The 15,095-nt window shown below is 62.2% G+C and carries 5 protein-coding genes; 3 read left to right on the top strand and 2 right to left on the bottom strand.

What is annotated here, in order from left to right; translation table 11 throughout:
• The first annotated feature begins 589 nt into the window (after window positions 1-589).
• The 3 genes from ACFSNN_RS37075 (at window position 590) to ACFSNN_RS37085 (ending at window position 12,605) form a co-directional block, all read left to right on the top strand.
• Window positions 590-10,018: a hemagglutinin repeat-containing protein gene (locus ACFSNN_RS37075; RefSeq protein WP_166799238.1), complete on the top strand. Its 9,429-nt coding sequence runs from the start codon at window positions 590-592 to the stop codon at window positions 10,016-10,018.
• Window positions 10,019-10,389: 371 nt separating this feature from the next.
• Window positions 10,390-10,854 (top strand): hypothetical protein, encoded by a 465-nt coding sequence (locus tag ACFSNN_RS37080; protein ID WP_134456585.1) that lies wholly within the window; start codon window positions 10,390-10,392, stop codon window positions 10,852-10,854.
• 23 nt (window positions 10,855-10,877) lie between these two features.
• Window positions 10,878-12,605 (top strand): ShlB/FhaC/HecB family hemolysin secretion/activation protein, encoded by a 1,728-nt coding sequence (locus ACFSNN_RS37085; protein ID WP_134456587.1) that lies wholly within the window; start codon window positions 10,878-10,880, stop codon window positions 12,603-12,605.
• Window positions 12,606-12,895: 290 nt separating this feature from the next.
• Here the strand turns inward: ACFSNN_RS37085 and ACFSNN_RS37090 are convergent, their stop codons facing one another.
• Together ACFSNN_RS37090 and ACFSNN_RS37095 are read right to left on the bottom strand one after the other, a co-directional pair.
• Entirely contained in the window at window positions 12,896-13,987 is a 1,092-nt protein-coding gene (locus tag ACFSNN_RS37090) for an asparaginase (protein WP_134456588.1), read from the bottom strand.
• 93 nt (window positions 13,988-14,080) lie between these two features.
• Window positions 14,081-15,010, bottom strand: a complete 930-nt coding sequence (locus tag ACFSNN_RS37095; RefSeq protein WP_134456589.1) for a LysR family transcriptional regulator — start codon at window positions 15,008-15,010, stop codon at window positions 14,081-14,083.
• Window positions 15,011-15,095 lie beyond the last annotated feature (85 nt).

Raw genomic sequence — 15,095 nt, forward strand, 5'->3', positions numbered from 1 at the left:
ATCCCCGCTCGTCCCGAGCAACCACGGCTCCCCGTTTCTACCGAGCCAATCGACGCCGTGTGCGCCGCCAGGCTCACCACGCGGAAACGTCTCGTCGGGGCACGCCATGACTGAGTCACCGAACACCGATCGACTGGATGCTGTCGCCTCGCTCGACGCCGCGGTAATCCGCCTTGACCAGTTGCGCGCTTGCGGCATTGCTGAGCCTTGATGATGTGACAGGAGAGTTCAAAGGGCTCACGTTGCCGGAACAGGTGTCGATTTTTGGCCTCTTTGAGGTTGGACTCGGCGACGTGCATGCGGCGCTGACTCAGGATACGTTAGAGACAACACGCTGACCGACGGAGCGATCATTGACCGGACTTGCCCGTCCGCACATTGATCGTATTCCTTACTTTGTAGCCCATTTTTTGGCCCGCTTCGCGCGGGCTTTTCGTATGTGCGCTACTTCATGTCCCGTTCGCGCCCGATAGGAAAAATCCGATTTTGCTAAAACCGTTGCGTCTGTAGGAATCTTGAAGTTTGTTCATAGATTCGGTTCGGAATGTTCTGTAGGTTACCGACCTTTACCGTTTCAGCATCAGAACAAATGAACAGAAGAACATACAGGCTGGTGTACAGCCGACTGAGAAACATGCTTGTCGCCGTCGAGGAAACCGCCACGGCAACGGGAAAGAATTCCGGTGAGACCACCGTTTGCATGCGTGCCCCGGGTGTCGCCCGCACGATGCATTACACACTTCACCAGATCGCGTTTGCCGCGCTTGCGCTACTCGGCGCACTGCCCTCTTTGTCGTTCGCACAGATCGTGGCAGGCGGCTCGCACGCGCCCAACGTCATCCAGACGCCGAACGGTCTCGATCAGGTGAACATCAATCGCCCGTCCGGAGCGGGCGTGTCCGTCAACACCTACAACCGGTTCGACGTGCCGCAGCGCGGCGCCATACTGAACAACTCGCCGACGATGGTCCAGTCGCAACTCAGCGGGATGATTAATGGCAATCCGAACTTCGCGCCGGGACAGGCTGCGAAGGTCATCGTCAACCAGGTCAACAGCGCGAGCGCGTCGCAGTTTAACGGCGCGCTCGAAGTCGCGGGCCAGCGCGCCAACGTGATTCTGGCGAATCCGTCAGGGATTTCCGTCAACGGCGGGACGTTCATCAACACGAGTCGCGCAACGCTGACGACGGGCACGCCGAACTATGCGGCAGACGGTTCGGTGTCGGGCTTCAACGTCACGGGCGGCAACATCACGGTCAGCGGCACGGGCATGAATGCGTCCGGAGTGGATCAGGTCGATCTGCTGTCCCGTGCCGTGCAAGCCAATGCGGCGGTCTATGCGAAGAACCTGAACGTCGTGACCGGCGCGAACAGCGTCGACTACAACACGCTGAATGCCACGCCGATTGCCGGCGACGGCCCCGCACCGGGCGTCTCCATCGACCTGAGCAATCTCGGCGGCATGTACGCCAACCGTATTGTTCTGACCGGTACGGAGTCAGGCGTCGGCGTGTCGCTCAAGGGCATCACGGCGGCACAATCCGGCGACGTCGTGCTGACCTCGGCAGGCAAGCTGGTACTCGCCGGCCAGGCCAGCGCGAGCGGCAATATCGTCGCCAACGCGCGCGACGGCATCGACAATACCGGCACGACCTACGCGCAGCAGAACGCCAGCCTGAGCACGTCGGGCGCGCTGACGAACAGCGGCATGATTGCCGCGCAGCAGAACACGACGATAAGCGCCGGTTCCGTGAATTCAACCGGCACGCTCGCGGCGGGCCTGAACGGCGACGGCTCGCTGGCGCAGACCGTCGACCTGAATGTGAGCGCATCCGGCGCTGTCACGGCAACCGGCCGCAACGCGGCGGCCGGCAATGCAACCATGCAGGGTGCAGCGGTCTACCTTGCGGGCAGCAGCACGTCGGCGAAAAACAACCTTGTGCTGACCGCGACGGGCGGCGACCTGAACCTTTCGGCCGCGACGACAACCGCGGGCGGCACGCTGGCAGCAGGAGCAGCAGGCACGCTGACCAACGACAGCGGCGCGCTTTCGTCAGGCGGCGGGCTCACGGTCAACGCAGGCGCCCTATCAAACCGCAACGGCAAGATCGTATCGGGCGGCGCGCTATCCGAAAACGTCACGGGCGCAGTCTCCAACGCGGGCGGCACGATGCAGGCGGCGGGCGCATTGACGGCATCCGCGGGTTCCTTCGACAACACGGCCGGACACGTCGCATCGCTGAATGCCGACGGCCTGATCCTGTCCTCTGTCGGCCCGCTGAACAACGGCGCCGGCGGCATGATCGGCGGCAACGGCAATGTGACCGTGCGGGCCGGCCAGATCGCGAACGCCGGTTCGATCAGTGCTGTCCAGAACCTGATTGCGGCGGCGACACAGACGCTGTTCAACAGCGGCACGCTGGCGGCGAACGGCAACCTCAACGCGTCGGCAGGCACGACGCTGACCAACGCGAACCAGATATCTGCAGGCGGCGCACTGGCACTGTCGGCCGCGATGTTCGACAACAGCCACGGCACGGCGAGCGCCAGCCAGTTCACGCTGCATGCGGTGAATCTCGTCAACCATGGCGGCACAATTGCGCAGACAGGCAACGGCGCCACACTCGTCGACGTAGCTGGCACGCTTGATAACTCGGCGGGCGGCACGTTACAGACCAGCAGCACGGACCTGACACTCGGCCCCGCCACGTTCGATAACGACGGCGGCACGATCACGCACGCCGGGACCGGCACGCTGTCGATCAATGCGGGTAGCGGTGCTGGCGCGCTTTCCAACGTGGGAGGCAAGATTGCCAGTAACGGCCAGATCGCGCTTCAGGGCGGCACGCTCAACAATGCATCCGGTTCTGTCGCGGCACAAAACGCGCTGACCGCGACGATTGGCGACGCGCTCACTAACGCGAACGGCAAACTGCTTTCGAATACGGACACAGCCATTGCGAGCGGTACGCTGAACAACAACGGCGGCCAGATTGGTGCGGGTACGAGCGAAACCATCCGCACGGGGACGCTGACGAATAGCGGCGGCTCGATTGTCGCACCGAACCTCACGCTCACTGGCACGACGCTCGATAACAGCGGCGGCAAAATCGAAGCGAACCAGCTCACGCTGGGCGCCGCTAATCTCACGAACCACGGCGGGACCATTGTGCAGTACGGCGCGTCGGCGACCGCCTTCAATGTGAGCGGCACGTTCGACAATTCAAACGGCGGCACGCTGCAAACGAACAGCGCGGATTTCACGCTTGCCCCCGCCACGCTCGATAACGACGGCGGCACGATCACGCACGCCGGCAAAGGTAAGCTCACGATCACCACAGGCAACGGTACGGGTTCGCTGTCGAACGCGGCCGGCACGATTGTGAGCAACGGGAATATCGCGCTTCAGGGCGGCTCGCTCAACAACACAGCCGGGTCGATTACCGCTCAGAGCGGACTGGCCGCAACGGTGGGCGGCGCGCTGGACAACACGAACGGCAAGCTGCTTTCGAACACGGACACGACGCTCGCGAGCGGCACGCTGAACAACAATGGCGGCCAGATCGGCGCGGGCGCGAACGAAACGGTCCATACCGGATCGCTGACGAACAGCGGCGGCTCGATTGTCGCGCCGAACCTGGCGCTCACCGGCACGACGCTCGATAACAGCGGCGGCGATATCGAAGCAAACCAGCTCGCGCTCAATGCGAGCGACCTGCTCAATCACGGCGGCACGATCACGCAGTATGGCGCGTCGGCGACGGGCTTCAACGTGAGCGCCATGTTCGACAACTCGGCGGGCGGCACGCTGCAAACGAACAGCACGGATTTCAGGCTTGCGCCCGGAGCACTGAACAACGATGGCGGCACGATCCTGGATGCCGGCACGGGCACGCTCACGATTGCGCCCGGCAACGGTGCGGGCACTTTCTCGAACGTCGGCGGCAGGATCATCACGGCGGGCCAGATTGCAGCGCGCGCAGCGAGCCTGAACAATGCCAACGGCGTGCTCGCGGCACAAGGCAGGATCACGGCCAGCTTCGCGGGCGGCGTGAACAATGCGCAAGGCTCTCTGCGTTCGCTTTCGTCGATGTCGCTTGCAAGCGGTGGCACGCTGAAGAACACCAACGGGCAGATCCAGTCGGGCACAGGCACGGCGAGCGACGCGAGCACGCTCGCCATTCAGGCTGCCTCGGTCGACAACACGAACGGTCTCGTCGGCAATCTCGGCACGGGCAGCGCGACCGTGCAAGGCGGCAGCCAGACCGTGAACAGCGGCGGCGTGATAACGGGCAACGGTAATGTCGCCGTCAACACGTCGGCGCTCGTGAACACCCAGAACGGCGTGGTGAGTGGCGCAAGCGTCACAGTGCGAGGCGACACCCTCGACAATAGCGGCGGCCAGATCGGCACCTTCGCCGGTTCCGGTTCGGGATCGACCGGCGATGTCGCGATCACGACGACCGGCGCGCTCACCAACGCAAACGGCCAGATCGGCGCGACGCATGACCTGTCAGTCAACGCGGCTGCGCTGACTGGCGGCGGCAGCTACAGTGCGGCCAATGACGTCGCGGTGAGCGTCCAGGGCGACTTCACGCCCACGCCGGATATCCAGTTCAACGCTGGTCATAACCTGGCCTTTACCCTGCCGGGTACGTTCTCCAACGGCGCACTGCTGGAAGCGGCGAACAACCTGAACATCAACGCGGGCGATGTCCAGAACACGGGCACGATGATGGCGGGCGGCACGCTCTCCACGCATTCGGCCACGCTGGAGAACACGGGGACGATGGTCGGCGGCAGCGTCTCGCTGAATGCGACGCAGAGCCTGTCGAACCTGGGACCGACCGCGCTGATCGGTGCGACCGACAGCAACGGCACGCTCGAACTGCTGTCGAACGACATCGAGAACCGCGACGACACGACCGCGACCGACACCCAGGCCACCACCGCCATCTACGGTCTCGGCAAGGTGGTCCTCGCGGGCGGCAAGGACGCGAGCGGCAACTACACGAACGCCAGCCTGATCCGCAACCAGTCGGCGCTGATCGAGTCGGCCGGCGACATGGAACTGCACGCCGCCCAGGTGACGAACACCCGCACGACGATGACGACGACCGGCCTGAACCAGCCCGTCGATCCGGCGCTGCTGGCACAGCTCGGCATCAGTCTGTCGGGCTGTATCTCCCAGGCCATGAGTGCCTGCGCGCCCGACCATCCCTATGTCGGCTGGTTCGGGGGCCTTCCCGGTTTCATCGGCGGGATGCCGGTCGATCCTCCGCACGGCGGCCAGTGGAACAGCGGCTACCAGTACACGACCTACACGGGCGTGGCACTCGCGAACCTGATCGCCGGCGTCAGCCCGCAGGCGCAGATCATCGCGGGCGGCAATCTCGATACGTCGAATGTCGGCACACTCCAGAACTACTGGAGCGCGGTCGCGGCGGTCGGCAACATCGCCGCGACCGTGTCGCTCGACCAGAACAGCTGGCAGGGGCAGACGGCGCCTGGCGTGCAGGTCACGTACTCCGGCTACTATCACTACACGAACTACGACCACAGCATTGCGGACTGGACGCTGCCCTTCGGCGATGCGCCGTTCGCCGGCTCCCATCCGGGCGGTTATACCCAGGCGGCGCCCGCCGATATCCGCAACTACGCACTGCCGCCGTACGAGTCGAGCTTTGTCGCGGGCGGCACGCTCTCGGGCACGGGCATCAGCATCGACAACACGGCGGGCAACGCGGGCATTCCTTCGCTCGGACTCGCGCCCGGTCAGGCGCTGTCGGGCGTGAACATCAACGGCGTGAGCGGCAATGCGGGTGGCGCCAATGCGGGCGGCGCGTCGGCCGCACAGGGCAACGCGAGCGGCGCGAATGCGAACGCGGCTTCGGTCAATGGCGGCGCCAGCTTGGTCAATCCGGTCATCGCCACAGCGACCGCGCAGAACGTGCTGCAAAACCTGACGGTGCCCCAGGGCGGCCTGTTCAGTCCTGCAACCGCACCGGGCGCAACGTACCTGGTCGAGACCAATCCGGCCTTCACAAACCAGAAGACGTTCATTTCCAGCGACTACTACCTGCAACAACTCGGACTGAACCCGCAGACGACCGAAAAACGTCTCGGCGATGGCTTCTACGAACAGCAACTGGTTCGCAACCAGATCACATCGCTCACCGGCCGCGCGGTGCTCGGCCCGTACACCGATCTTCAGGGTATGTATGAGTCGCTGCTGGCGGCGGGCGCGTCGCTCTCGAAGTCGCTTGATCTGCCGCTCGGCATGAGCCTGTCGCCCGAACAGGTGGCGGCGCTCACCAGCAACGTCATCATCATGCAGACCGAGACCGTCAACGGGCAGCAGGTACTTGTGCCCGTCGTCTATCTTGCGAAGGCCAGCCAGCAGAACATGAACGGTCCGCTGATTGCGGCGACCGACATAGACATCCGGAACGCGCAGACCTTTACCAACAGCGGCACGGTGCAGGCAGGCAATACGCTGTCGATCCAGGGCAACCAGATCAGCAACGCATTCGGCACGCTGCAAAGCGGCGGTCTTATGTCGCTGACGACGAAGGGTAATGTCGATCTGACTTCGGCGACCTTGAATGCTGGCAGTCTTGCGCTGAACGCGGGCGGTGACCTGCTGCTGAACACGGCGGTCAGGACGGTCGACCAGGTCAGTGCAACGGGCGCCACGCGCACGACGGCCGCGCTCGGTCCCATCGCCAACCTGAACGTCGCCGGTAACGCGGTCATTGTCACAGGCGGCAACTTCGAGCAGAACGCGGCCAACCTGAACGTGGGCGGCAATCTCGGTATGGCCGTGGGCGGCAACTACGATATTGGCTCGGTACAGACGGGCGAGCACAAGGTCGTCGAGCGCGCAAACGGCGTGTCGAATACGGACATCAATCAGACGAACGGCAGTTCGATCAAGGTCGGCGGCGTGTCGCAGATTGGCGTCGGCGGCGATCTGACGGCGACCGGCACGAACATCAATCTTGGCGGCGGTGGCGTCGTTGCGGCAAACGGCAACGTAACCTTGCAGGCGGCGAAAGCGACTTCGACGACGGACAGCAACAGTTCGGGCAGCGACAGCCACGGCAGTTACTCGGAATCGCTTCACCGCTCCGACGATACGCTCACGGCCACCACGCTTAACGCGGGCAATTCGCTGACCGTGGCATCGGGCAAGGATATCAACGTCACGGGCAGCGCAATCAGTCTTGACAAGGGCACTGCAACGCTGGCCGCCGCGGGCAACGTCAACATCGGCGCGGCGACCGAAACGCATGTCGATAACGAGCAGGAACAGCACAAGCACAGTAACGTCGTCAGCGGCAAGGAAGTCGCGAGTTCGAGCAACAGCACCACCACGCTCTCACAGGGCAGCATGGTTTCCGCAGACGGCGTGACAATCGCAAGCGGCAAGGATATTAACGTCGCGGGCAGCACGATTGTCGGCACGAATGACGTGTCGCTCAATGCAGCGCATGACGTGACTATCACGACGACGCAGGACACACAGACCACCTCAAGCTACTACCGCGAGCGTCAGTCTGGCCTGGGTGCGGGCGGTGGCATCGGCATCTCGGTCGGCACGCAGACGCAGACCAATTCCGCGAACACGTCGCAGGTGAGCAACGCGGGCAGCACGGTCGGCTCGCTCAACGGGAATGTGAGCATCGTCGCCGGCAACGACCTGCATGTCACGGGTAGCGACCTGATTGCCGCGAAGAATGTCACCGGCATGGGTGCTAACGTCATCATCGACGCCGCGACCGACACGATGCACCATGACGAGACGCAGACTGTCAGCAAGAGCGGGTTCACGCTCGCGGTCAAGTCGCCCGTGCTCGATGCGATATCGAACACTGTCGGCCAGGCCCACGCGGCGAGCCACAGCCAGAATGATCGCGCGGCGGCTCTCCACAGCATGGCAGCCGCGAGCAGCGCGGTCGATGCAGCGAACGGGCTCGGCGCGCTGGCGAATGGCGCAGCGCCCGCGGTCAAGGTGGAACTGAGCTACGGCAGCAGCCACAGCAAGAACACGTTCACCGAGGATTCGACGACCAGCCGGGGTTCGAACGTGACGGCGGGCGGCACGGCGGCGTTCATTGCGACGGGCGACGGCACGCCAGGCAGCGGCAACGTGACGATTGCGGGATCGAACGTGAATGGGACCGATGTGATTCTCGCGGCGAAGAATCAGGTCAATTTAGTCAACACGACTGATACCGATTCGACGCGCAGCACAAACGAATCGAGCAGCGCCAGCGTCGGCGTGTCGTATGGCACGCAAGGCTTTGGCGTGTCGGCATCGGCATCGAAGGCGCACGGCAACGCGAACAGCGACACTGCGATCCAGAACAACACGCATGTAACGGCGGCGAACACCGCGACGATCCTGTCGGGTGGCGACACGAACATCATCGGCGCGAACGTCAGCGGGCGTCAGGTGAATGCCGATGTGGGTGGCAACCTGAATATCGCGAGCGTGCAGGACGCGATGACGAGCGCGGCCCACCAGGAAAGCACGGGTGGTGGTTTCACCATCAGCCAGGGCGGCGGCAGCGCGAGCTTCAGTCACACAAACGCGAATGCGAGCGGCAGCTACGCGGGCGTAAACGAACAGGCCGGCATTCAGGCCGGTGACGGTGGATTCAGTATCAGTGTCAAGGGCAACACGGATCTCAAGGGCGCGGTCATTGCGAGCGACGCGGACGCGTCGAAGAATACGCTTTCGACGGGCACGCTGACGTATAGCGACATACAGAACTCGTCCAGCTATAACGCGCATTCGGGCGGCATCAGCGGAGGCGTGACAACCGGCGACGGCGGCGCGAACTACAGCACGCACGGCAGCACGTCTGGAGTTAATGCGGGCGGTGTTGCGCCGATGCTGAGCCAGAATGACAGCAGCAGCGATAGCGCAACGACGAAAAACGGTATTAGCGCCGGAACCATCAGCGTGACCGATGTGGATCACCAGACGCAGGATATCGCGAGCCTGAGTCGCGACACGTCGAACACCAATGGCGCCGTCGCAAAACTGCCGGATGTGAACAACCTGCTTGAGTGGCAGGCGGACATGATGGCCGCAGCGGGTGCCGCCGGTGAAGCTGTCTCGCGGCGCATCGGTGATTACGCCGACTCGCAGGCCAAGGCAACGGGCGATCCTGCATGGGCCGAAGGCGGCGCATATCGCGCTGAAATGCAGGCGGCCGGCGCGGCGCTCGTGACTGGGCTCGCTGGCGGCAACGCAATCGGCGGTGCAGCCGGCGCAGGTATCGCATCGATCGCAGCGGGCCAGTTGAACAAGCTGGGTGGTGCCATTGCAGAGTCTAATCCGACGGCGAACGCCGACATGAACGAGGCGCTCGGGAATATCGTTGCAAACGCGATTGCGACAGGTGCGGGTGCAGCGGCGGGCGGCAATGCAGGTGCGGCCTCTGGATATGACGTGGACCGGTTCAACCGCCAGTTCGATGCCGATGGCAAGCCGGTGAAGCAGAAAGATCTGGTGGCGCAGGTGTGTCCCGCGGGTGCTCAGTGTAGCGATGCGACATTGAACGCAGCGATTAAGGCGCAGGGCGATCTGGCGCAGGCAGCAAATCAAACACCCATTATTGCTGCGATTTCGCCGAACTATGCAACTGCTGGCGCAGGCAGCTTATCAGGTACCGTTGGTGGAGCAGTGAACCTTTACGACGGCACGACGTATTTGTCGTATGGTGTTAGCCAGTCATTCCCGCCTGCATCGTGGGCACCGGGCGGAACCGCTTCGCTAGGTTGGATTTGGGGATCCCACGATGCTTCCTCGACTAACGCATTTATGAACGGAGACGGGAATCAAATCTACGTTTCTATCCCAGCGGGAAAAGTTAACATCATGGGTGCAATAACCCACGCGTATGGCGGTTCGACGGCATTTGAATTGGGTGTTACTACGCCAGGAGGTTTGACCGCAGGCGTCGTCCCTTGGAGCCATTCGGTTCCAGTCAATGACAAGAAGTAATTCAGGAGGATAAAGATGCGAGGACCAACGGATGAAGAATGGAAGGGTATGACGCCAGAACAAAAGCGAACCTACAAGATATTTGTTGGGGTCGTCGTTGCAATTCTGGTGTCACTCGCCATAAAAAAAATCTTTTTCTAGAACTAGGTGAAAGGGCAAACCCGGCCCTTGTCAGGTTTGCCGCGTGGCCTGCAATCCAATCACAAGTATTATTTTGAGTCGTTGGATGACGCCCTCTCAGTCCCGTCATCCCGAGCGTAGCATTTGTATAAATCAAGAGTAGGTCTTAGACAGCTATGAAATTTAAGGGGCTAGTAGGAACGTTGTTCGCATTTCTTTTGACGGCTTGTTCGTCTTTACCAGACACGCGAATGGAATGGATGAAGCCGAAATTTGTCGAGCACGAGACAGTTATTGAAGGCTCCGCAGCTACCAATCTCGCTGTGCTCTATGGAACGTATAAAGTGCTAGGTTCCCAAGGGCACAATAGCGGTATTTCGAGTGTCAAACTTATAAAAAGTGAAAAAGGGAATCCAATAATCAGGTTCTACGATAAAGGCGACCGAGAAATTGGGCTTGGATTCAGCCCCACAGTCTGTGCCGCGAATACGCGGGCAACTGACGCGCCTTCTTATGTCGTGTGTGGCAAGAACAGCATCCTCTTTCCGCAGCCGTGGTTCTTGCTGGCCGTTGAACCGACGGGACGGGTCATCAGACAGGGGAACGCAATATTCGGATACAAGGAAATGGTGATCGAAAAAGGTAACTACAGCATGTATTTTTCGTGGGGCAAGGACGACCACGGTGCTGACTATGCTCTCCAGCGGGTCGAGTAAAGCGCGGCATTGGATCGATAAATATGAAAATCAGAAAGAGCCTGGCGGCGCTGCCGCTAACGGCTTTGGTCGCGCTCGCGTCCAATGTGCAGGGGCAGAGCCTCGGCGGCATCGAAACCGAACAGAACCAGCAGCAACGACGCGATGCGCAGCAGCGCGAAGCCGCAGTATCGGCGCCTGCCGTGCGCTCCACCGTGACGAAGATCGAAGCCTTTCCCGCGTTGCCAGCCGAAACGCCGTGCTTTCGCATCGACCGGTTCGCGCTCGACGTGCCCGATACGCTATCAGCCGCAGCGCAGGCGAAAGGCGCATCCGCACTACCGCTCGATCCGTTCGCATTCGCACGTGAATGGCTCGACCACTACAAGGGGCAATGCGTCGGCAAGCAAGGCATCGACATACTGAGCAAGGGATTGCAGCAGACCGTGCTAGGTCGCGGCTATGTGACCACGCGCGTACTCCTGCCGCAGCAGGATTTGACGACTGGCGCGCTGTCGTTCGCGCTCGTGCCGGGCCTCGTGCGACAGGTTCGTCTGGCCGATCCTTCGATGTGGGGAACGTGGAAGAACGCGTTTCCGGTCAGCGATGGCGACCTGCTGAACATGCGCGACCTTGAGCAGGGTCTGGAACAGATGAAGCGCGTCGCGAGCCAGGACGTTGACATGAAGATCGAACCGACCGATATCCCAGGCGAAAGCGATGTCGTCGTGTCGATCAGGCGCGCGAAGCCCTGGACATTCGTCGCATCGGTCGATAATTCGGGCACGTCGTCGACAGGAAAATGGCAAGGTAATATCAGCCTTGGCATTGATAACCCGCTCGGGCTCAACGACGTGTTCACGCTCGGCGCCAATCAGGATCTGTCGTTCGGCAACAAATCGCTCGGCTCACACGGATTCAATGGCTCGTACTCGATTCCGTTCGGCTACTGGACAGCGACCCTGTCGGGCAACACGAACACCTACTACCAGAACATTGCCGGCGTGAACCAGACGTTTGTATCGAGCGGCAATTCACAGACCGCAGCGCTGCGCATTGCCCGCGTGCTCTCGCGCGGCCAGAGCGATGTGCTTGGCGGCTACGTGCAGCTATCGAAGCGATTCGGCGACAGCTTCATCGACGACACCACGATACCGACACAGGCGCGCAACAACACGTTTCTCGAACTAGGCGCCACCGACCGGCATTACTTCGGCGCGGCGCAGTTCGACGGCACGCTTGCGTACCGTCAGGGCGTCGGCGGATTCGGGGCAACGCCCAACCCGTACCCAGACGGCCCGACGTACCGCTTTCACATGGCTGTGCTCGACGCGAACCTGTCGGTACCGTTCGCCATCGCCACGCAGAATTTCCGCTATGTGACGACCGTACACGGCCAGTTCACCAACAACACGCTGTTCTATCTCGACGACCTGACCATTGGCAGCCGTTACACCGTGCGTGGTTTCGACGGCGAAACGATGCTCGCAGCAGAGAAAGGCTTCTATTGGCGCAACGAACTGCAATGGCCAGTACTCCAAACGGGACAGACTTTGTATGCGGGGATCGACTACGGGCGCGTGTTCGGGCCGAACACGGCGGCACTGGCGGGAACGCAACTGGCGGGTGCGGTGATCGGCATTCGCGGCGGCGTGCCGACGCGGTTTGTGGGCGTCTCGTACGACCTGTTTGCGGGAACGCCGATTTATAAACCAGTAGGATTCCCGACCGCTCGATTCACGGTCGGGTTTCAGATGACCGCGCAGTTCTAGTCGAAAGCACCGGACAATCCCTGCTTTACGTCAATGTGCCGAAAATTGTATTAGGGGTAAATAATTGCGCTAACCGCTGCACGTGCCGACCCATAAGGTTTGTGTGGAGATAATTACCTTGCCGCCACAAAAAAAGTAAGCAAAGAAAGCGGCTTCACACTGCCAGCCCATAAGCGGGTCCCGCGCGCAGCAACGGTAGTGGCGCATCTGGAATCTGTGTTCTCGCACACTCCACGCTTGTGGCACAGCAGTCATTCTTCCGGCGGCGCTGCGCGCGCCGCCTCGGTCGTTCATTCAATCGCGGCTTCCGGCGCGCGTTTGAGTGCAACCGAGAATGTTATCCGGCTCGTTTGGATACCCATTGTGTTCAACATCTTCGGCGCGTGGAACGCCGCGAGCTTCGCTCGTTGTTCCGGTGTCCCGATCTCCAGCAACGCGAGCAGTTCCGCTACCACCGCATACAATACGGCGACATTGCCATCCTCGATTTTCACCGCGAGGCCCAGCGCGCCTTGCGCGCCCGCCCTCTTCGTCTGCTCCGATGCCCGTACGCCTATCGCGTAGCTGCCGTCCGCGCCGACCTTGCCGACCAGCGCGCCGTCGAATGCCTGCATCAGCTGCGTGCAGAAGCGGCCCTCGCCCGCTACCCATTCGGGATACGTTGTCATCGCGCGGTAGATTCGGGCGAGCGCCGAAGTGCGCGATGTGACCGACTGTGCGTTCGACGATACCTCGTCCTCCGCGGCGGCCAGCTTCGCGAACAGGCGTGCGAGGCGATCGAGCGGAAAAGCCGGTGTCGGTAAATTGCAGCCGTCGGTCGCCCATTGCACTGCTTCGTCGGGCAGGTCGCAGACGTCCGCGACCGTGCGTTTGACTCGCACCTGCAACGGATGGTCCGGTCGTTCATAACCCTCCATCGACGCTCCGATCGATTGCGCGCCGGCCAGCATGCCCGCATGTTTGCCGGAGCAGTTGCTGCATACGCCGCCCGGCTTGAAGTCGCGTTTGAGCCAGTCGATGTAGACGGCGTCGGATAACGGCGGATGGCCGCCGCAGCGCAGATCGGCTTCGCTCGCCTGCGCCTTGGCCAGCATCTGGCGCGTGCGCTCGATGTGGCGCGCCTCGCTGCTGTGCGAGGCGCACATCAGCGCAAGGTCGGCTTCGTCGAAACCGAAACGCTCCAGCGCGCCGGTCTCCAACACCGCCAACGCTTGCGCGGGCTTCGCCGCGGAACGTGCCAGCGTCATGCGCGACGGGTCGCCGAATGAAGCCAGCAAGCGGCCGCTCGCATCGACCACCGCGACGTGCGCCACGTGCGTGTTCTCAATCGACGCGCCACGATAGACAGTCGCCGCAATCGGCCCGGTTTCGCGCGTGCTCATGCTGGTTCTCCTCGTGATCGATCGAATCGCTGGGACTGCATTGAATCATGAATTACGCGGGCAATTCCATTTTCGTCTCGCGCGCAGTGGTTCTCATGCGGTATCCAACGTGTCGTGCAGATGCTCGACGAGATAGTCGATCAATGCCCTCACCTTCGGCGGCAAAAAACGATTCGGCGGATACAGCAGCCACACCGAGCCCACATAGGCGCGCGCTTCGAGATTCCAGTCGGGCAGAACCTGCACGAGCGCGCCGCTTTGCAGTGAGTCTGCTGCCGCGAATTCCGGTACGCACGCAACGCCGAAGTCCTGCAGCGCGGCTTCGAGTCGCGCGCCGGCATGATTGGCGATGTAGCGACCTTTCACGTCGACGCTCTGTGTCTCCGTGCCGCGGCGAAAGCGCCAGCGGTTGTCGTCGGCGGTCTCGCCCAGGTAGATGCAGGCGTGCTTGTGCAGATCGCGTGGTTGCGCCGGTGTGCCGCGCTCGCGCAAATAGGCCGGCGTCGCCACCAGCAGCCAGCGCACCGCGCCCAATCGGCGCCCCGCGAGTCCCTGCGGTGGATGCTCGGTCAGGCGGATCACCAGATCGACATCGTCGGCGAGCGGGTCGACGTCGTGATCGGTGAACAGGAGTTGCAGGTCCACTTCGTCGTAAGCGCGCAGGAAGCCGGCGATGAGCGGGTGGATCACGGACCGCGCGAACTGGGTCGGCGCGCTCACGCTCACCTTGCCTTGCGGCCTGCCCGCCAGTTGCCCGGCGGCGTCGACCGCGCCCGACGCGGCGCTCACCATGTCGCGACAGAATCGCACCACCTGAGCGCCCGATTCCGTCACCCGCACGGTACGCGTGGAACGCTCGAGCAAACGTGTCGCCAGCGCGTCTTCGAGCCGCTTGATCTGACGGCTCACCGTCGAAGGCGTGCTGCCGAGTTGCCGCGCCGCCACCGAGAAATTGCCGGCGTCGACGACGCGCGCAAAAACCGCCATGTCCGGCAGCAAGGTGAAAAGCTCGTTTGGAGTCATCGTTCCGGGTCCGTGAGTGCGACCAGCTATTAATGCATTTGCGACATAAACGCTGTGCACCGATACCCGATTATCACGTGCGACG

It is taken from the genome of Paraburkholderia dipogonis, assembly GCF_042680985.1.
GTDB lineage: Bacteria > Pseudomonadota > Gammaproteobacteria > Burkholderiales > Burkholderiaceae > Paraburkholderia > Paraburkholderia phytofirmans.

Bases quoted from the DNA above. Each gene is read 5' to 3' on its own strand.
- ACFSNN_RS37075 (WP_166799238.1), top strand. From the start codon at position 590: ATGAACAGAAGAACATACAGGCTGGTGTACAGCCGACTGAGAAACATG.
- ACFSNN_RS37080 (WP_134456585.1), top strand. From the start codon at position 10,390: ATGGAATGGATGAAGCCGAAATTTGTCGAGCACGAGACAGTTATTGAA.
- ACFSNN_RS37085 (WP_134456587.1), top strand. From the start codon at position 10,878: ATGAAAATCAGAAAGAGCCTGGCGGCGCTGCCGCTAACGGCTTTGGTC.
- ACFSNN_RS37090 (WP_134456588.1), bottom strand. From the start codon at position 13,987: ATGAGCACGCGCGAAACCGGGCCGATTGCGGCGACTGTCTATCGTGGC.
- ACFSNN_RS37095 (WP_134456589.1), bottom strand. From the start codon at position 15,010: ATGACTCCAAACGAGCTTTTCACCTTGCTGCCGGACATGGCGGTTTTT.